General features: G+C 70.3%; 17 protein-coding genes. 10 read left to right on the top strand and 7 right to left on the bottom strand.

The annotated features are described in order from the left end of the window. Positions 1-256 precede the first annotated feature (256 nt). Positions 257-1,708: an NCS2 family permease gene (locus GWK25_RS29485; protein WP_215454436.1), complete on the top strand. Its 1,452-nt coding sequence runs from the start codon at positions 257-259 to the stop codon at positions 1,706-1,708. A gap of 110 nt (positions 1,709-1,818) precedes the next feature. Here the strand turns inward: GWK25_RS29485 and GWK25_RS29480 are convergent, their stop codons facing one another. Both GWK25_RS29480 and GWK25_RS29475 read right to left on the bottom strand, forming a co-directional pair. Next, positions 1,819-3,270 carry a penicillin-binding protein 2 gene (locus GWK25_RS29480; protein WP_215454435.1) on the bottom strand — a complete coding sequence of 484 codons (1,452 nt, stop codon included), beginning with the start codon at positions 3,268-3,270 and terminating at the stop codon, positions 1,819-1,821. 116 nt (positions 3,271-3,386) lie between these two features. Beyond that, the gene (locus GWK25_RS29475; protein WP_215454434.1) at positions 3,387-4,160 is read right to left on the bottom strand and encodes an IclR family transcriptional regulator; all 774 of its coding nucleotides are present in this window, start codon (positions 4,158-4,160) and stop codon (positions 3,387-3,389) included. A 154-nt stretch (positions 4,161-4,314) separates the two neighbouring features. Between GWK25_RS29475 and GWK25_RS29470 the strand changes: the two genes are divergently transcribed. The 6 genes from GWK25_RS29470 (at position 4,315) to GWK25_RS29445 (ending at position 10,604) form a co-directional block, all read left to right on the top strand. Further along, positions 4,315-5,844 carry an aldehyde dehydrogenase (NADP(+)) gene (locus GWK25_RS29470; RefSeq protein ID WP_215454433.1) on the top strand — a complete coding sequence of 510 codons (1,530 nt, stop codon included), beginning with the start codon at positions 4,315-4,317 and terminating at the stop codon, positions 5,842-5,844. 150 nt (positions 5,845-5,994) lie between these two features. After that, positions 5,995-6,603 (top strand): DUF1349 domain-containing protein, encoded by a 609-nt coding sequence (locus GWK25_RS29465; protein WP_215454432.1) that lies wholly within the window; start codon positions 5,995-5,997, stop codon positions 6,601-6,603. 213 nt (positions 6,604-6,816) lie between these two features. After that, positions 6,817-7,533, top strand: a complete 717-nt coding sequence (locus tag GWK25_RS29460; RefSeq protein ID WP_215454431.1) for a DsbA family oxidoreductase — start codon at positions 6,817-6,819, stop codon at positions 7,531-7,533. Between the two features lie 190 nt (positions 7,534-7,723). Continuing rightward, positions 7,724-8,782, top strand: a complete 1,059-nt coding sequence (locus tag GWK25_RS29455; RefSeq protein WP_215454430.1) for an aminotransferase class V-fold PLP-dependent enzyme — start codon at positions 7,724-7,726, stop codon at positions 8,780-8,782. Positions 8,783-8,827: 45 nt separating this feature from the next. After that, complete coding sequence (locus GWK25_RS29450) at positions 8,828-9,436, top strand: RNA polymerase sigma factor (RefSeq protein ID WP_215454429.1); 609 nt, start codon at positions 8,828-8,830, stop codon at positions 9,434-9,436. 76 nt (positions 9,437-9,512) lie between these two features. Continuing rightward, complete coding sequence (locus GWK25_RS29445) at positions 9,513-10,604, top strand: maleylpyruvate isomerase family mycothiol-dependent enzyme (RefSeq protein ID WP_215454428.1); 1,092 nt, start codon at positions 9,513-9,515, stop codon at positions 10,602-10,604. A 94-nt stretch (positions 10,605-10,698) separates the two neighbouring features. On the opposite strand, the gene thpD is transcribed toward GWK25_RS29445, so the two are convergent. The 5 genes from thpD to GWK25_RS29420 form a co-directional block, all read right to left on the bottom strand. Continuing rightward, a complete protein-coding gene (gene thpD / locus GWK25_RS29440; RefSeq protein ID WP_215457676.1) occupies positions 10,699-11,595 on the bottom strand; it encodes an ectoine hydroxylase in 897 nt (298 codons plus the stop codon). A gap of 25 nt (positions 11,596-11,620) precedes the next feature. Continuing rightward, positions 11,621-12,025, bottom strand: coding sequence for an ectoine synthase (locus GWK25_RS29435; RefSeq protein WP_184895678.1), 405 nt, complete (start codon positions 12,023-12,025; stop codon positions 11,621-11,623). 65 nt (positions 12,026-12,090) lie between these two features. Further along, on the bottom strand, positions 12,091-13,362 hold the full coding sequence (gene ectB / locus GWK25_RS29430) for a diaminobutyrate--2-oxoglutarate transaminase (RefSeq protein WP_215454427.1): 1,272 nt from the start codon (positions 13,360-13,362) through the stop codon (positions 12,091-12,093). Between the two features lie 130 nt (positions 13,363-13,492). Then, on the bottom strand, positions 13,493-14,023 hold the full coding sequence (ectA, locus tag GWK25_RS29425) for a diaminobutyrate acetyltransferase (protein ID WP_215454426.1): 531 nt from the start codon (positions 14,021-14,023) through the stop codon (positions 13,493-13,495). Between the two features lie 339 nt (positions 14,024-14,362). Continuing rightward, positions 14,363-15,463 carry an aminotransferase class V-fold PLP-dependent enzyme gene (locus tag GWK25_RS29420; protein ID WP_215454425.1) on the bottom strand — a complete coding sequence of 367 codons (1,101 nt, stop codon included), beginning with the start codon at positions 15,461-15,463 and terminating at the stop codon, positions 14,363-14,365. Positions 15,464-15,636: 173 nt separating this feature from the next. On the opposite strand from GWK25_RS29420, the gene GWK25_RS29415 reads away from it, so the two are divergent. Genes GWK25_RS29415 through GWK25_RS29405 form a run of 3 tightly spaced genes read left to right on the top strand, consistent with a single transcriptional unit; the run spans position 15,637 to position 18,130 of the window. After that, positions 15,637-16,488, top strand: coding sequence for a transporter substrate-binding domain-containing protein (locus GWK25_RS29415; RefSeq protein ID WP_215454424.1), 852 nt, complete (start codon positions 15,637-15,639; stop codon positions 16,486-16,488). After that, the gene (locus GWK25_RS29410) at positions 16,485-17,324 is read left to right on the top strand and encodes an amino acid ABC transporter permease (protein ID WP_215454423.1); all 840 of its coding nucleotides are present in this window, start codon (positions 16,485-16,487) and stop codon (positions 17,322-17,324) included. The genes GWK25_RS29415 and GWK25_RS29410 overlap by 4 nt, the downstream gene beginning before the upstream one ends. Beyond that, entirely contained in the window at positions 17,321-18,130 is an 810-nt protein-coding gene (locus GWK25_RS29405) for an amino acid ABC transporter ATP-binding protein (RefSeq protein WP_215454422.1), read from the top strand. The genes GWK25_RS29410 and GWK25_RS29405 overlap by 4 nt, the downstream gene beginning before the upstream one ends. Positions 18,131-18,175 lie beyond the last annotated feature (45 nt).

Here is an 18,175-nt window from a genome sequence, read left to right as displayed (position 1 = left end):
CTCGCTGCGGCCACAGCAGCCGAGCCGGCTCGCTGTGCGTGTCATGTGGATGACATGTGATCGTCCGGGGTCGACCCCCGACGAGATCCGGAAGAGTAGCAGTGATCGTGAGCAGGGTTCGTACGCGGCTTCGAACGCCGTCTTGCAGGGAGAACTCCGATTCCGTAACACGGAGAAAACCTGAATCGGGTTCAACAGAGGAACAATCCAGCCAGCATCCGCGCGTAGTCCACGCATGTCACTAGGAGCACCGTTCATGTCCGAGGCACAGAAGGTGGCAGACCGCCCCGCAGCCGAGCCGCCCGGGGCGAACAGCGTCGATCGCTTCTTCAAGATCAGCGCCCGGGGGTCCACCTTCGTCCGTGAGATTCGCGGCGGCTTCGCCACGTTCTTCACGATGGCGTACATCCTTGTCCTGAACCCCATCATCCTCGGCAGTGCCAAGGACAAGTACGGCCACACCCTCGACGGCGCCGAACTCGTCACCGCCACCGCCCTCGTGGCCGCCGTGATGACGATCATCATGGGCGTCGGAGGAAACCTTCCTCTGGCGCTCGCCGCGGGCCTCGGCCTCAACGCGGTCGTCGCCTTCCAGATAGCCCCGCTGATGAGCTGGTCCGACGCGATGGGCCTGGTCGTCCTGGAGGGCCTGCTGATCTGCGTCCTGGTGGTCACCGGCCTGCGCGAGGCCGTGATGCACGCCATTCCGCAGCCGCTGAAGCAGGCGATCAGCGTCGGTATCGGCCTGTTCATCGCCTTCATCGGCTTCGTGGACGCCGGGTTCGTCACCCGTATCCCCGACATCGCGAACACCACCGTGCCGGTCCAGCTCGGTGCCGGAGGCGCGCTGTCCGGCTGGCCCATCCTGGTCTTCTGCGCCGGCGTCCTGCTGACCGTCGCGCTGCTCGCTCGCAAGGTGAAGGGTGCGATCCTGATCAGCATCCTGACCATGACGGTCGTTGCGATCGTGATCAACTCGATCGCCGACATCAAGAGTTGGGGCCTGACCACCCCGAAGGTCCCCGACGACATCGTCGCCGCTCCCGAGTTCGGCCTGATCGGCGACTTCAGCCTCTTCGGCTCGTTCGGGGAGACCACCGTCATCACGGTCGTCCTGCTGATCTTCACCCTGCTGCTCTCGGACTTCTTCGACACCATGGGCACGGTCGTCGGCATCACCGCCGAGGCGGGCCTGCTCGACGAGGAGGGCAAGGTCCCGAACCTCGGCCGGGTCCTCCTGATCGACGGTGCGGCGGCCGTCGCGGGCGGCGCGGCCTCCTCGTCCTCCGCGACCTCCTACATCGAGTCCGCGGCCGGCGTCGGCGAGGGCGCCCGCACCGGCTTCTCCAACCTGATCACCGGCGGCCTCTTCGCGGTGGCGCTCTTCCTCACCCCGCTGCTGACCATCGTCCCCATGCAGGCCGCCGCGCCCGCGCTCGTCGCCGTCGGCTTCCTGATGATGACCCAGGTCAAGTACATCGACTGGGACAGGTACGAGATAGCCATCCCGGCGTTCCTCACCATCGCGGTGATGCCGTTCACGTACTCCATCACCAACGGCATCGGCGCGGGCTTCCTCGCCTTCGTCCTCATCAAGACGGTCCTCGGCAAGGCGAAGGAGATCCACTGGCTGCTGTGGGCCACCTCGGCGCTGTTCCTGGTGTACTTCGCGATCAACCCGATCCAGCAGCTGTTCGGCGTGAAGTAGCCGAAGCCGAAGCCGAAGCCGAAGCCGAAGACGAAGGCGAAGGGCCGCCCTCCGGGGGGAGTGAGGGCGGCCCTTCCTATTCAGGTGGTTCCTGGTGGACCCGTGGTCCTTCAGCCCTTCAACGCCGCCTGCATCACGGCCTTCGCGACCGGCGCGGCCAACCCGTTGCCGCTGACCTCCGACCGCGCCGCGTTCGACTGCTCGACGACGACCGCGACGGCGACCTCCTTGCCGTCGGCCTTCGCGTACGACGTGAACCAGGCGTACGGGGTCTTGCTGTTGTTCTCGCCGTGCTGGGCCGTGCCGGTCTTGCCGCCCACCGTCGCCCCGCTGATCCGCGCGTTGGTACCGGTGCCGTCCTCGACGACCGTCCGCATCGCCGACTGCAACTGCTCGGCGGTGTCGGAGCTCATGATCTCCTTCGAGTCCGTCTCCGAGTCGTAGTCCTCCAGGACGTCGCCACCGCCGTCGGTGATCTGCGACACCATGTGCGGCGAGACCAGCTCGCCGCCGTTGGCTATCGCCGCCGACACCATCGCCATCTGGAGCGGCGTCGCGGTGACGTCGTACTGACCGATGCCCGTCAGAGCCGTGGAGGGCCTGTTCATGTCCGACGGATAGACGCTCTCGTACGCCCGCACCGGCACGTCCTGCGCCTGGTCGTTGAAGCCGAACTTCTCGGCCGTCTCCCGCACCTTGTCCTGACCGAGGTCGACGGCCATCTTCGCGAAGACGTTGTTGCACGAGTACTGCAGCGCCGTACGGATCGTCGCGTTCTCGCAGGGCGCGCTCGGGTTCTCGTTGGACAGCTCCGTCTCGGTGTCCGGGAGCGTGTACGGGTCCGGGCTGACGGTCTTCTCGTCCACCGAGCCGTACAGCCCGTCCTCCAGCGCGGCCGCCGCCACGACCAGCTTGAACGTCGACCCCGGCGGGAGCGGCTGGCGCAGTGCCCGGTTGGTCAGCGGCTTGTCCGGGTCCGCGTTGAGCTTCTTCCACGCCGTACCGGCGGTGTTGGCATCGGTGAGCGCGGACGGGTCGTACGAGGGCGTCGACACCACCGCGAGGATCCTGCCCGTCTTCGGGTCGATCGCGACGGCCGCGCCCTTCTTGTCGCCGAGCGCGTCGTACGCGGCCTTCTGCACGGCCGGGTCGATCGTGGTGATCACATTGCCCGGTTCGGCGCGCTGCCCGGTGACCGTGTCCATCACGGTCTTCAGCCGCAGGTCGGTGCCGTCGAGCAGATCCTGGTAGACGCCCTCCAGCTGCGTGGGCGCGTAGGCCTGCGAGGCGTAGCCGGTGACCGCCGCGTACAGCTCGCCGTCCTTGTACGTCCGCTTGTACGCGAGGTCGCTGTTCTTGGTGCGGGCCGACCCGGTGATCGCGTCGCCGGCCACGATGATGTTCCCCAGCGGGTCCGCGTAGGTCCGGATCGCGTTGCGTCGGTTGTTCTGGTCGTCCGCGAGCGCCGTCCCTTCGTAGAACTGCACCCATGTCGCCCTGACCAACAGGGCGAGCACGAGCAGCAGGGTGAAGACGGCGGAGCGCCTGATCGTCTTGTTCATCGCACCCGGAAGGACGAGCGGGATGCGATCAGTCGTTCCCTTCGCCCGGATTTCTCATGGGGTCTTCATGAAACCGGGGCTTGCTATCGACGCGACGGGGGTCGCCCGGTGCCGGATCAGAGTCTGCGGGTCGCCAGGGTCAGCCGGTCGCGGGCGTCGAAGAGGGCGTCCTTGACCAGCTGCTCGTGCGCAGGGGTCAGCCGGGCCACCGGGACCGAGCAGCTGATCGCGTCGCGGGCCGGGGTGCGGTAGGGGATCGCCACCCCGAAGCAGCGCAGCCCGAGCGTGTTCTCCTCGCGGTCCACCGAGAACCCCTGCTCGCGGATCTGGCGCAGTTCCTCGATCAGCTGTTCCCGGTCGGTGATCGTGTGCTCCGTCAGCGCGGGCAGCGTCTCCGGGAGCAGCTTGCGGACCTGCTCGTCGGTGTGGGTGGCCAGCAGCGCCTTGCCGAGCGAGGTGGAGTGGGCCGGCAGCCGGCGGCCGACCCGGGTGAAGGGGCGCAGATAGTGCTGGGACTGGCGGGTGGCCAGATAGACGACGTTGGTGCCGTCGAGCCGGGCCAGGTGGATCGTCTCCGTGGTGTCGTCCGACAGCCGGTCCAGCGTCGGCCGGGCCAGTGCCACCACCTCGTCGCCGTCGATGTACGACGTGCCCACGAGCAGCGCCCGCACGCCGATGCCGTACCGCGTGCCCGTCGCGTCGGTCTCCACCCACCCCAGCTCCACAAGGGTGCGCAGCAGCATGTAGAGACTCGACTTGGGATATCCCACGGCTTCCTGGACCGCCGCCAGGGAATGCATACCGGGGCGCCCGGCGAAGTATTCGAGCAGCTCAACGGTCCTTACCGCCGATTTGACCTGTGCCCCGCCGCCCGTCTCCACTGCCGACATCGCCCGTGACCCCTTCGTTCGGCGAGAAGCTGAAGATATAGTCTCCGACAGAATATTCATCATCAGAGACGGTGTTCAGCATATCGAACGCCGCTGGTGAATGACCCAGATATACCCCTGGGAATCGACCCAGAAATACGTGGAGGAACCCGCGGTGGCAGCAGCACCAGTCTGGAGTGTCGACCCCCGTACCGGGAAGCAGCGCGAGCAGGTTGCGGTGGAGGCCACAGCCCAGGAGGTCGATGCCGCCGTCCGCGCGGCGCACGCCGCCCGTGCCTCCCTCGCCGACCGCACGGTCCGCGCAGCCTTCCTGCGCACCGCCGCCGACCAGCTCCAGGCGGCCAAGGACCAGCTCGTCGAGGTCGCCGACGCCGAGACCGCGCTCGGCCCGGTCCGGCTCACCGGCGAACTCGCCCGCACCTGCTACCAGCTGCGGGCCTTCGCCGACATCGTCGACGAGGGCGCCTTCCTCGACGTGGTGATCAACCACCCCGACGACACCGCCACCCCGCCCATCCCGGACCTGCGCCGCTACAAGGTCCCCCTCGGCGTCGTGGCCGTGTACTCGGCCTCCAACTTCCCCTTCGCCTTCTCCGTCCCCGGCGGTGACACGGCGAGCGCGCTGGCCGCCGGCTGCCCGGTCGTCGTCAAGGCCCACCCCGACCACCCGGCCCTGTCCGAGCTGGTCGCGATCGTGCTGCGCCGGGCCGCCGCCGAGCACGGCATCCCCGAGGGCGTCCTCGGCCTCGTGCACGGCTTCGAGGCGGGCGTCGAGCTGGTCAAGCACCCGCTCGTCACCGCGGCCGGCTTCACCGGTTCGGTACGCGGCGGCCGCGCCCTCTTCGACGCGGCGGCCGCGCGCCCCGTGCCGATCCCGTTCCATGGCGAGCTGGGCTCCCTGAACCCCGTCCTGATCACCGAGGCCGCCGCCGCCGAGCGGGCCGAGGCGATCGGCAGCGGGCTCGCCGGGTCGATGACGCTCGGCGTCGGCCAGTTCTGCGTCAAGCCGGGCCTGGTGCTGGCGCCCGCCGGTGACGCCGGCGACCGGCTGCTCAAGTCGCTCACCGACGCGGTCAGCGACGTCGACTCCGGCGTCCTGCTGGACCACCGGATGCGTGACAACTTCCTCGCCGGTGTCGCCGAGCGCGCCGAGCTGCCGGACGTCGAGTCGCCGGTGACGGCCGGCGCGGGCGGCGAGCACACGGTCAGCCCCGGGTTCCTCACCGTGCCCGCGGCGAAGCTGGCGGTCGAGGGTGAGCACGACCTGCTTCTGGAGGAGTGCTTCGGGCCGCTCACGGTCGTGGCCCGCTACGAGGACGAGGACGAGGCCAAGTCGGTGCTCTCCCGGCTGCCGGGCAACCTCACCGCGACGGTGCACGTGTCGGGCGAGGAGGCGGCCGAGGGCGGGCGCGGGCCGGAGCTGCTGGCCGAGCTGACGCCGCTGGCCGGGCGCGTGCTCGTCAACGGCTGGCCGACGGGTGTGGCCGTGGCGGCCGCCCAGCACCACGGTGGTCCCTACCCGGCGACGACGTCGACGTCCACCTCCGTCGGCGGCACGGCCATCGAGCGGTGGCTGCGGCCGGTGGCCTACCAGGGGGCGCCCTCGGCGCTGCTTCCGCCGGAGCTGCGGGACGAGAACCCGCTGGGTCTGCCGCGGCGGTTCAACGGGGTGCTCGAGCGTTAGTTCTGTGCGGTAGCGCCGCAGGGGTTCGGTTCGGTTTCGGACTGCGCGAGCGTCGTGGTTGCTCGCGCCCCGCGGCGGAGCCGCATATCGACGCAGCCCCGCGCCCCTAAAGGCCTGCTGACGGGGGTCGGGAGCTGCGAGAATCCCCCCATGGACGTCGAGATACCCGAACTCCCCTTCCCCCTTCGCACCTATGGCCCCGACGGGCACTGGTCCTACGAGGACGGGGTGCTCACCGGATGGGCCGGTGCCCGGCAGGACCGCTTCGTGCCGCCCACGGACGAGGGGCTCGACCCGAAGTCGGACGCACCCCGGCTGCTGGGTTCGCCGGAAGGGGACTTCCAGCTGATCGCCCGCGTCACCGTCGGCTTCGCCGCCGGGTTCGACGCGGGCGTGCTGTACGTGCACGTGGGGGAGCGGGCCTGGGCGAAGCTCTGCCTGGAGAACTCCCCCGACGTGCCGACCGTGTGCACGGTGGTCACCCGAGGACATTCGGACGACGCCAACTCCTTCACCGTCGAGGGCAGTTCGGTCTGGCTCCGGGTCAGCCGCACCGGCCGCGCCTTCGCCTTCCACGCCTCCCGCGACGGCAAGCGCTGGACCTTCGTCCGCCTCTTCACCCTCGCCGGCGAGCGGGAGAGCGGTGCCGCCCTGATCGGCTTCATGGCGCAGTCCCCGATGGGCGAGGGCTGCGTGGTCACGTACGACGAGATCGAGTTCCGCCCGAACTGGCCGAAGGATCTGAGGAACGGCAGCTGAGGCCGCGCCCCGAAGGGGGCGCGGGGAACTGCGCGAAGTCCCACCGGAGGCGCGCTGTGGGGGTCGAAGGGGCACGGCCCCTCGAGGACGGGACGGGTAGGGGCGGCGGGGCGAAAGACCCGGGCCGGGAATGAGCCGCGCTGCTTGAATGTTCATCCACCGTAGAAGCGGAGGGCGTCTCCGTACCCGTACGACCTGGAGAGAGCTGACACCATGCGCGTCGAGATCTGGAGCGACATCGCCTGCCCCTGGTGCTACGTGGGCAAGGCCCGCTTCGAGAAGGCGCTCGCGGCCTTCCCGCACCGTGACGGCGTCGAGGTGGTGCACCGCTCCTTCGAGCTCGACCCCGGCCGCGCGAAGGACGACATCCAGCCGGTTCTCACCATGCTGAGCAAGAAGTACGGGATGAGCGAGGCGCAGGCCCAGGCCGGCGAGCACAACCTCCGCGAGCAGGCGGGCGCCGAGGGTCTCGCCTACCGGGCGGAGGGCCGCGACCACGGCAGCACCTTCGACATGCACCGCCTGCTGCACCTCGCCAAGGAGCAGGGACGGCAGAGCGAACTGCTCCAGACCTTCTACCGGGCGAACTTCGCCGAGGAACGGTCCGTCTACGCCGACGCGGACGACTTCCTGATCGAGCTGGCCGTCGAGGCCGGGCTCGACGAGGAGGCCGCGCGCAAGGTGCTGGCCGACCCCGACGCCTACGCGGACGCCGTCCGCGCGGACGAGCGGGAGGCGGCGGAGCTCGGGGCGAACGGGGTGCCGTTCTTCGTGCTGGACCGCAAGTACGGGGTCTCCGGGGCCCAGCCCGCGGAGGTCTTCGAGAAGGCGCTCGCCCAGGCGTGGGGAGAGCGGCCCGCGCCGCTCACCGTCGTGGCGGCGGACGGCGCGGAGGCTTGTGGGCCGGACGGGTGTGCGGTGCCTCAGTAAGGGCGCCGGGCAGCGCCGTAGGGGTGCGGTGGCTCGCGGGCCGCGGGTCCGTTGTGGTTGCCCGCGCAGTTCCCCGCGCCCCTGAAGGGGCGCCGCGGCGCAGGTCAGACGTCATGCATAAGCGTTGCTTGGGGACAGGGCACAAAACATCTCAATGGACGTGGGATGCGACCGGCCCCACAGTGGTCCCATGGAAACCTTCGAGAGCCTCGTTCGTGCCGAGTTCGCCCCGAAGAACACCTATCTGAACACCGCCAGCACCGGCCTGCTGCCCGCCCGAGCGGTCGACGCGATGAAGGCGGCCGTGGAGTCCGTGGCCGCCGGGCAGCCGCAGGACATGTTCGCCGACGTGGAGGCCGCGCGGGCGGCGTTCGGCCGGATCACCGGGGTGCCGGACCGCCGCGTGGCGGCCGGGGCCTCGGTCGCCGTCTACAGCGGTCAGATCGCCGCCGCACTGCCGGCGGGAGCCGAGGTGCTGACGGCCGAGGGCGAGTTCGCGTCCCTGGTGAACCCCTTCCACGTGCGCGGCGACCTCAAGGTGCGCCAGGTGCCGCTGGAGCGCCTCGCCGAGTCGGTGCGGCCCGGCACGGCACTCGTCGCGGTGAGCGCCGCGCAGTCCGCCGACGGACGGATCGCCGACTTGGCCGCGATCCGGGAGGCCGCGCGGGCGCACGGGGCGCGTACCTTCGTCGACGCGTCCCAGTCCGCCGGCTGGCTGCCGATCGAGGCGGACGCGTACGACTACGTCGTGTCCGTCGCCTTCAAGTGGCTTCTCTGCCCGCGCGGAGTGGCCTTCCTCGTCGTCCCGGAGGACCTCGGCGGCCTCACCCCCCTCTTCGCCGGCTGGGTCGCGGGGGAGGAGCCATGGGACAGCTGCTACGGCCCGGTCGAGGAACTCGCCCGCTCCGCCCGCCGGTTCGACGAGAGCCCCAGCCTGTTCTCGTACGCGGGCGCCCGTCGCTCCCTGGCGCTGATCGAGGAGCTGGGCGTGGCGCGGGTCCGGGACCACGACCTGGCGCTGGCCGACCGGTTCCGCGCGGGTCTGGCCGCGCTGGGCCACGAGCCGGTGCCCGCGCCCGGGTCGGCGATCGTGTCGGTGCCCGGACTCGGCGGGCGGCAGGCGGAGTTGAGCCGCGCGGGGGTCGAGGTCTCCGACCGCGCGGGTCATCTGCGGGCCGCCTTCCATCTGTACAACACGCCGGCGGACGTCGACCGGCTTCTGGACGTCCTGTCCGGCCGACTTCCCTGACCCACTGGCGCGGACCGCCCCAGGACGCTAGGAAGGCATCACGAGGTGGTGGTGCCGGTGGAGCCGACGCTCGAACAGCCGTCCATCGATGTGGAGTTGCATCGGCGGCTGGTGTACGGGGACGAGTCCGCGCTGCGTGAGGCGTACGCGGCGTACGGGGGACTCGTCAGGCGGGTGGCCCTCCGGGTCACCCGCAGCCCGGCGGCCGCCGAGGACGTGGCGCAGGAGGTCTTCGCCCAGCTCTGGAGCAGGCCGTACGGCTTCGACGCGCGCCGGGGCTCGCTGCGCACCTGGCTGTCCATGGTCGCCCACCGGCGGGCCGTGGACTGGGTGCGCGGTGAGGCCCGGCACCGCAAGGACGTCCGTGCGGACGACTCGGCGCTGCACGCCATCCCCGACGCGGGCCCCGACCCGGCCGAGGCGGTCGTCGAGCGCGAGCGCTCCCTGAAGCTGCACACCGCCCTCGCCGAACTCCCGCGCCCCCAGCGGGAGGTGGTCCACCTCGCCTACTTCGCGGGCCGCACCTACCGCCAGGCCGCCGTCGAGCTGGGGATACCCGAGGGCACCGCGAAGACCCGCCTCCGCTCGGCGCTGCGCAAACTGGCCCAGTCCCTCGCGGACCCACCGGACCCGGCAGCCGCAAGGGGCGCGTGATGGGGGCGCACGGGACCGTCCGGAGCGCGCGGCACCTGCGTATCGTGGACGTGGCAGGGCGAAAGGGCGGCGCGCGATGACCAACGACCACGACGGCGTACGGGAGCTGCTGGCCGCCTGGGCCGTCGGCGCGCTCCCGCCCGGCGACCTGCGCAGAGTCACCCCGCACCTGGCCGCCTGCCCGTCGTGCGCGAGGGAGGCGGAACGCCTGCGCGACACGGTACGACTGCTGGACGGAGCGGAGGACGGGCGCCCGGGCGGTGCGGTGAACGGGCACCTGGATGGCGCGGAGGACGGGCGCCCGGGCGGTGCCGTGGCCGGTGGCCCGGGCGGTGGCGTGGACGCGGGCGCCGACGGCGTCCTCTCGCTCGCCCTCCGTTCCCGCCGCCCCCGGGCCGCCGAGATCGCCCACCATGCGGCGCCCTACGCCGCGGCCGTGGCCGGACTCCAGGCGCTGGTACCGGAGGTGGAGGGCCGCTGGGGCATCCCGGTCGTGCACGACTGGGACGCGCACGCGACCGTCGCCCACCTCCTCGCCGCCGACGAACACCTGGCCGTATGCCTGGGCGTCGACACAGGGCTTCCCGTCTCGCACATCCCGGCGGGGATCCCCGCCGGGGACGCCTGGGCCCGGCGCACCGCCGACGTCATCGCCCACGAGCACCGGCGCACGCCCGCGCAGACGGTCGCCACGTGGGCCGCGCAGGCCGCCGCGCTGCTCGCCACCCCCGAGGCCGCCGACCCCGAACTCGCCTCCCGCCCCGTCACGGTGCTGGGCCTGCGGCTGCCGGTCGCCGACCACTTCGTGATCCGCGCCTTCGAGGCCTGGATCCACACGGACGACATCGGCCGGGCCCTCGGCATCCCCGTGCCGCCGCCCCCCGACGAGCACCTGTGGTCGCTGGTCCGGCTGGCCGTCCGCATCCTCGGCCTGGCCCTCCACGACGCGCCGCCCGTCCTCTTCGAGGTCACCGGGCCCACCGACACCAGCTGGATCCTCGGCGACGACTCCGACCCCGTGCACGCCGAACTGCGCCTGGATCCCGTCGATTTCTGCCTCCTCGTCGGCGGCCGCTACGCCCCCGGGGAGGTACCGAGGGGCATCACGGGCGACGAGGACGCGGCACGGACCGTACTGGAGAGGGCGGCGTCGTTGGCCTGGCTCTAGGGCCCTTCGGACGCGGGCCGCGTAGGCATGCGGAAGGGGCCGGGCGGTCGCTCAGGGGTGGCGACCGCCCGGCCCCGTCAGGGGGACGGTGGACTCACCGCACCGGGGTGAAGTCCCGTGCGCCGATGAACTCCGGCCGTCGTACCGGCGCCGCGAACGGCTCCACGGCCGCGTTCTCCACGCTGTTGAAGACGATGAAGACGTTGCTGCGCGGGAACGGTGTGATGTTGTCGCCGGACCCGTGCATGCAGTTGCAGTCGAACCAGGTCGCCGAACCGGCCTTGCCCGTGAACAGCTTGATGCCGTACTCGGACGCCATGGCCGTCAGCGCCTCGTCGGACGGGGTGCCGGCGTCCTGCATCTGCAGCGACTTCTTGTAGTTGTCCTTCGGGGTGGCGCCCGCACAGCCGAGGAACGTCCGGTGCGACCCCGGCATGATCATCAGACCGCCGTTGGTGTCGTAGTTCTCGGTCAGGGCGATCGAGACGGACACCGTCCGCATGTTCGGCAGCCCGTCCTCGGCGTGCCAGGTCTCGAAGTCGGAGTGCCAGTAGAACCCGGACGCGCCGAAGCCCGGCTTCACGTTGATCCGAGACTGGTGGACGTAGACGTCCGAGCCGAGGATCTGCCGGGCCCGCCCGACGACCCGCTCGTCGCGCACCAACTGCGCGAACAGCTCGCTGATCCGGTGCACCTCGAACACCGACCGGATCTCCTGCGACTTCGGCTCGACGATCGAGCGGTCGTCGGCGCGGATCGCCGGATCGGCGACGAGCCGCTCCAGCTCCTGCCGGTACACGGCGACCTCGTCCGGCGCGATCAGCTGCTCGACGGGGAGGAAGCCGTCGCGCTCGTACGCCTGGAGTTCGGCGAGGGAGATCGGGCCGGGCGTGCCGGGGGAGCCCCAGACGACCGGGTCCTGACGCGGGACCGACACCTCGGTGGCGCCACGGCTGGGGTAGAGGTCGGGGACAGTGGTGGCAGTGTTCATCGTGGTGGTCGTGGTCATGGTGATGTCACACCTCCTCGGGCTCGGTGAGCAGCGGGTAGACGCCGTTCTCGTCGTGGTCCTCCCGACCGGTCACGGGCGGGTTGAACACACAGATGCAGCGGAAGTCCTCCTTGATCCGCATCGTGTGCCGCTCGTGCCCGTCGAGGAGGTACATGGTCCCGGGCGTGATCGTGTACGTGCGCCCGGTCTCGTTATCGGTCAGTTCGGCCTCGCCCTCGACGCACACCACGGCCTCGATGTGGTTCGCGTACCACATCGACGTCTCCGTGCCCGCGTAGAGGACCGTCTCGTGCAGGGAGAAACCGACCCTCTCCTTGGCGAGGACGATGCGTTTGCTCTCCCACGTGCCGGACGCGGCTTTGACGTGCCGGTCGGTGCCTTCCAGATCCTTGAAAGAACGGACGATCACGGTGGTTCCAGGCCTCCTTCTCAGCCTTCTCGGACGGTTTGTCGGGCGCTCGCCCCGACGGTTGCTCAGACGGTTTCCCGGACGGCGCGGGCGAGGACGCGCAGGCCCTCGTCCAGCTCGTCGGGGGTGATGGTGAGGGCCGGCAGCAGTTTGACGACCTCGCTCTCCGGGCCGGACGTCTCGATCAGCAGCCCGAGTTCGAACGCCCGCTTGGCCACCCGGCCCGCGCGCTCCTTGTCGTGGAACTCCATGCCCCACACCAGGCCACGGCCCCGGTACTCCTTCACGTCGGCGAGGTTCTCCTCCGTGATGGAGATGAGCGCCTGCTCGACCTGCTCACCGCGCTTGCGGGTCTGCTTCTCCATGGCGGAGCCGTCGGCCCAGTACGCCTCCAGGGCGGCCGTCGCCGTCACGAACGCGGGGTTGTTGCCCCGGAAGGTGCCGTTGTGCTCGCCCGGCTCCCAGATGTCCAGCTCCGGCTTGAACAGGCAGAGCGACATCGGCAGCCCGTAGCCGCTGATGGACTTCGAGACGGTGACGATGTCGGGCGTGATGCCCGCTTCCTCGAACGAGAAGAAGGCGCCCGTACGACCGCAGCCCATCTGGATGTCGTCGACGATGAGCAGCATGTCCTGCCGCTCGCACAGCTCGGCGAGCGCGCGCAGCCACTCCGGGCGGGCGACGTTGATGCCGCCCTCGCCCTGCACGGTCTCCACGATCACCGCGGCGGGCTTGTTCAGCCCGGAGCCCTGGTCCTCCAGGAGCCGCTCGAACCACAGGAAGTCCTCGACCTGGCCGTCGAAGTAGTTGTCGAACGGCATCGGGGTGCCGTGCACCAGCGGGATCCCCGCCCCGGCCCGCTTGAAGGCGTTGCCGGTGACGGCGAGCGAACCGAGCGACATGCCGTGGAAGGCGTTGGTGAACGACACGATGGCCTCGCGCCCCTTCACCTTCCGCGCCAGCTTCAGCGCCGACTCCACGGCGTTGGTGCCGGTCGGCCCCGGGAACATGACCTTGTACGGCAGGTCGCGCGGCCGCAGCACCAGGTTCTGGAAGGACTCCAGGAACGCCCGCTTGGCCGTCGTCGACATGTCGAGTCCGTGGGTGACGCCGTCCCGTTCCAGATAGTCGATGAGGGCGCGTTTGAGCACGGGGTTGTTGTGGCCGTAGTTGAGTGAACCGGCGCCGGCGAAGAAGTCCAGGTACGTATGGCCGTCCTCGTCGAACATCCGGCTGCCCTGCGCGCGGTCGAAGACGGTGGGCCAGCCGCGGCAGTAGCTGCGCACCTCGGACTCCAGGGTCTCGAAGACGCTCAGGTCGGGCTGGGTGATGGTCACGTCGAATCGCTCCTCGGTGCGTGGGGGGGTGAGGGGAGAAGGGGGAGTGGGGTGTGGCGAAGGGGGTGGGTCCTCCGGTGGCGGAGACCCGCCCGGGTGCCGGGCGGAAGCCTCCGGACGGACGGCACGCTCAGGGGGACAGCGGGCCGATGCGGTGGAGCACCTCGGGCTGGTGCGGGCCGTCGGGGAAGTCCCCCGCCTCGAACAGGACCTTCCGCTCGACGTTCGCGCCGTGCCGTTCGGCGAAAGCGGCGAACAGGCGCTCGGACGCGGTGTTGCCGGGGGTGATGGTGGTCTCCAGCGTGGTCAGGGGGTGCCGTCGCGCGATCCGGGAGGTGAGCCCGTCCAGCAGCGCGCCCGCGAGCCCCAGCCCCCGGTGCGCCTCGTCGACGGCCACCTGCCACACCAGCAGAGTGTCCGGCCGCTCCGGGCGCACGTACCCGGTCACGAACCCGACCGGCTCCCCGGACTCGTCCCGGGCCACCGCCGAGGTGTCCGCGAAGTCCCGGCACCACAGCAGATAGCTGTACGAGGAGTTCAGGTCCAGGGCTCCGGAGTCGCGGGCGATGCGCCACAGCGACGCGCCGTCCGACACGTCCGGGCGATCGATCCGAATCCCTTCCGCGATTTCCGTCAGTGGTTCTGCTTGTGCGGCAGTCATGGGGCTTGAATTTACCCATGGGAATTTCGAATTGCATCGCCGCGCGGGGTTACGCATGCGCCGTTCACGTGTTATCACGCGGGCGTGAGGAACCCCTGAACCGTTGGTCGTTATGGTGGGTTTCGCCCGTAAATTACCGCACAAAACGGTCACGTTGTGGAGTCGGTCACACGCACGTAACCCTCACGACTTCTGCTCGAATCGGCCCCGCGAGTGTTCGTGAAACCTTTGCGTTTAGACGAGGGAAGAGCGGGCAGAAGAATACGGGATTCTGTTCTTCGAATTCCACTGTATTCCTGTTGGAAAGGTCTGCGCAATTCCCCCGGCGCGGTGCTCTTTCTACTCCCAGGCCGCCGCGGCCGCCCGCCTGGCCCCCTCCAGGTCCACGCTCGCGCCGAACTCCGCCAGAGCCGCGCCCAGCCCCGCGAGGGCGGAGTGCACGACGCCCGGGGTGGCGTCGGACCCGTAGTGGTTCACGCGGATCATCTCCGCGGCGAGAGCCCCGCCGCCGGCGGCCAGCGGCAGCGCCGGATCCGTGGCGAGCGCCTTGGCGACCAGCTCGGAGGCGTCGGCCCCGGCGGGCGCCCGCAGGGTCGTGGCCACCGGCGCGGCGTCGGCCGCCTCGCGCACGTACGGCTCCAGACCGCCGCCCAGCGCGAGTGCCCCCGCCCGGGTCGCCGCGGCGGCGGACGCGTGCCGGGACATCACGGCCCTGAGCCCCTCCGCCTCGATGCGCTCCAGGCAGGCCTCCAGGGCGAGCATCTCCAGCTGGGCGGGGGCGTGCAGGAGGGCCCGGCGGCCGCCGTCGATCCAGCGCTCCTTCCAGTCCAGCAGGGAGAGGTACGAGCGGCGCGGCGCCCGCGGGTTGGCGGCCATCCGCGCCCACGCCCGCTCGCTCACGGAGATCGCCGACACCCCGGCAGGCCCGCCCATCGCCTTCTGCGCCCCGATGACGCACAGGTCGACACCCCACGCGTCCGGCAGCACCGGCTCGGCGCCGACGGAGGCCACCGCGTCCAGGTAGAGCATGGCCCCGTGCGCACGGACGACCTCGCCGATCTCCGCCACGGGGTTGGTGTTCCCGGTCGCCGCCTCCGCGTGGACCAGCGACACGAAGTCGATCGCCGGGTGCTCGGCGAAGGCGTCCCGGACCTGCCCGGCCGTCACCGCCGTGTGGAAGGGCACCGCCAGGTCGACGACCGTCGCCCCGCAGTCCCGCAGCCAGTTCCCGAAGGTCTCCCCGTACGGCCCGGTGATCACGTTCAGCGCGGTCGTGCCGGGCCCGGCAGCCCCACGGATCGCGCCCTCCAGCGGCAGGAGCGCCTCACCCTGGGTGATCACGACGTCCTGCTCGGTGGAGAGCAGCCGGGCCACCCGGTCCTCGATCGAGGCGAAGTGGGACGCGCTCAGCGGGGCCAGATCCAGAAACGGGTGTGTCACGGGGTGCTCTCTTCACGGACGGGGTAGATGGTGTCGAGGGTACCGACGGCACCCGTGCGCCCCTCACCGGCGACATCGGAGGTCAGGCGGCCCGGTAGCCATCGGAATAGTTTGAGCAGGCCAAAGATTTCCTTATCATCGGTTGTCTCAGTTTTCCTACAGGAGGTCTTCCCGTGAACTCGGTCCCCGGACGCCGGACCCGCATCCTGGCCGCCACCACCGCCGCGGCCGGACTGCTGCTCGTGGCCGGCTGTTCCTCGGACGACGGCGGCAGCGGCGGCACCAAGACCGCGGCCGGCGGGGTCGAACTGGTGAAGGCCGGTCAGCTCACCACCTGCACCCACCTGCCGTACCCGCCGTTCCAGTCCGAGATCGACGGCAAGGTCCAGGGCTTCGACGTGTCCCTGATCGACCTCGTCGCCGAGGACCTGGGGGTGAAGCAGGACATCCTCGACACCCCCTTCGAGAACTTCAAGACGGGCGCCTTCCTGAACTCCGGCGAGTGCGACCTCGCCGCGGCCGGCATGACGATCACCGACGAGCGCAAGAAGAACGTCGACTTCTCCGACCCCTACTTCGAGGCCACGCAGGCCGTGCTCGCCGACAAGAGCGCGGGCATCGGCTCCTTCGCGGACCTCAAGGGCAAGAAGGTCGGCACCCAGGCGCAGACCACCGGCGAGGACTACGCCAAGAGCAAGGGCATCGACTCCGTCTCCTTCGAGTCCTCAGACGCCGTCCTCAACGGCCTGCGCACCAAGCAGGTCGACGCCGTGATCATCGACTACCCGGTCGTCCAGGGCTGGCTGAAGGACAAGGCGAACGCCGCCGCGTTCGAGGTCGCCGAGCAGATCAACACCGGTGAGGAGTACGGGTTCACGGTCAGGAAGGGCAACACCAAGCTCCTCGCCGCGATCGACAAGGCGCTGGCGGAGGCCAAGGCCGACGGCACGTACAAGAAGCTGTACGAGCAGTGGATCGGCCCGTACGACGAGAGCGCCGCCTCGGCCTCCCCGTCGGCCTCATGAGCGGGACCGACTCGGACACAACGCTCCAGCCGAAGAAGAAGGGCCTCAGCCGGAGCCAGAAGCGCGCCCTCTCCCGGGGCGCGCAGTATGCCCTGTTCGTCGCCGCCGTCGTCGCCTTCGCGGTGTCGGCGGACTGGGCACGGCTGAAGAACCAGTTCGCCCAGTGGGACATCGCCGAGCAGATGTTCCCCGACGTCATCACGCTGGCCCTGAAGAACACCGTGCTCTACACGCTGTCCGGCTTCGTGTTCGGACTCGTCCTCGGCATGGTCATCGCCCTGATGCGGCTGTCGTCGGTGGGCCCGTACCGCTGGTTCGCCGGCGTGTACATCGAGATCTTCCGGGGCCTGCCCGCCCTGCTGATCTTCATCTTCATCGGCGTCGCCGTACCGCTGGCCTTCCCCGGCACGGAGATCCCCGGCGGCACGTACGGCAAGGTGGCGCTCGCGCTCGGTCTGGTGGCCGCCGCGTACATGGCGGAGACGATCCGGGCGGGCATCCAGGCGGTCCCCAAGGGGCAGCTGGAAGCGGCCCGTTCCCTGGGGTTCTCGCCCGCCAGGGCGATGGTCTCGATCATCATCCCGCAGGCGTTCCGGATCATCCTCCCGCCGCTCACCAACGAGTTGGTCCTGCTCTTCAAGGACTCGTCGCTGGTGCTGTTCCTCGGCGTCACCCTGGAGGAGCGCGAACTGTCCAAGTACGGCCGCGACCTGGCCAGCACCACCGCCAACTCCACGCCGATCCTGGTCGCCGGCCTGTGCTACCTGCTGGTGACCATCCCGCTCGGCTTCGTCGTACGCCGTATGGAGGCGAAGGCCCAGGAGGCCGTGAAATGAGCGAGAAGTCCCTCGGGGGCGCCCCCGAGATCCAAGTCCGGGGCCTGCACAAGTCGTTCGGCGACAACGAGGTGCTGAAGGGCATCGACCTGGAGATCGGGCGGGGCGAGGTGGTCTGCGTCATCGGCCCGTCCGGCTCCGGCAAATCGACCCTGCTCAGGTGCGTGAACCTGCTGGAGGAACCCACCAAGGGCCAGGTCTTCGTCGGCGGCACGGAGCTGACGGACCCCGACGTCGACATCGACGCCGTACGCCGCCGGATCGGCATGGTCTTCCAGCAGTTCAACCTCTTCCCGCACCTCACGGTGACCGAGAACCTCACGCTGCCGCAGCGCCGGGTCCTCAGGCGGGACAAGGCGACGGCGGCGAAGGTGGCGGCGGAGAACCTGTCCCGGGTGGGCCTGTCGGAGAAGGCGGCCGCCTACCCCGCCTCCCTCTCCGGCGGCCAGCAGCAGCGCGTGGCGATCGCCCGCGCGCTGTCGATGGGGCCCGAGGTGATGCTCTTCGACGAGCCGACCTCGGCGCTCGACCCGGAACTGGTGGGTGACGTCCTGGCGGTCATGCGCATGCTCGCGCAGGACGGCATGACCATGATGGTGGTGACCCACGAGATGACCTTCGCCCGCGAGGTCGCCGACCGGGTCGTCTTCATGGACGACGGCGTGATCGTCGAGGAAGGCCCCCCGGCCCGGGTCATCGGCAGCCCGAGCCACGAGCGCACCCGCCACTTCCTCTCCCGCCTCCTGGACCCGGCGATGGCGGACGTGGAGGAGGAGACGTCGGACCAGGTGGGCGGCAAGGACTGAGGAGGGCGTCCCTTTCTGGCGTACCGGCGCGCTGACTAAGGTGCG

The organism is Streptomyces sp. ATCC 21386 (assembly GCF_018728545.1).
Classification (GTDB): Bacteria; Actinomycetota; Actinomycetes; order Streptomycetales; family Streptomycetaceae; genus Streptomyces.
Note: the sequence above shows the minus strand (reverse complement) of the source record. Positions and strands in the feature narration are given on the sequence as shown.

Bases quoted from the DNA above. Each gene is read 5' to 3' on its own strand.
- GWK25_RS29485 (WP_215454436.1), top strand. From the start codon at position 257: ATGTCCGAGGCACAGAAGGTGGCAGACCGCCCCGCAGCCGAGCCGCCC.
- GWK25_RS29480 (WP_215454435.1), bottom strand. From the start codon at position 3,270: ATGAACAAGACGATCAGGCGCTCCGCCGTCTTCACCCTGCTGCTCGTG.
- GWK25_RS29475 (WP_215454434.1), bottom strand. From the start codon at position 4,160: ATGTCGGCAGTGGAGACGGGCGGCGGGGCACAGGTCAAATCGGCGGTA.
- GWK25_RS29465 (WP_215454432.1), top strand. From the start codon at position 5,995: ATGGACGTCGAGATACCCGAACTCCCCTTCCCCCTTCGCACCTATGGC.
- GWK25_RS29460 (WP_215454431.1), top strand. From the start codon at position 6,817: ATGCGCGTCGAGATCTGGAGCGACATCGCCTGCCCCTGGTGCTACGTG.
- GWK25_RS29455 (WP_215454430.1), top strand. From the start codon at position 7,724: ATGGAAACCTTCGAGAGCCTCGTTCGTGCCGAGTTCGCCCCGAAGAAC.
- GWK25_RS29445 (WP_215454428.1), top strand. From the start codon at position 9,513: ATGACCAACGACCACGACGGCGTACGGGAGCTGCTGGCCGCCTGGGCC.
- thpD (WP_215457676.1), bottom strand. From the start codon at position 11,595: ATGAACACTGCCACCACTGTCCCCGACCTCTACCCCAGCCGTGGCGCC.
- ectA (WP_215454426.1), bottom strand. From the start codon at position 14,023: ATGACTGCCGCACAAGCAGAACCACTGACGGAAATCGCGGAAGGGATT.
- GWK25_RS29410 (WP_215454423.1), top strand. From the start codon at position 16,485: ATGAGCGGGACCGACTCGGACACAACGCTCCAGCCGAAGAAGAAGGGC.
- GWK25_RS29405 (WP_215454422.1), top strand. From the start codon at position 17,321: ATGAGCGAGAAGTCCCTCGGGGGCGCCCCCGAGATCCAAGTCCGGGGC.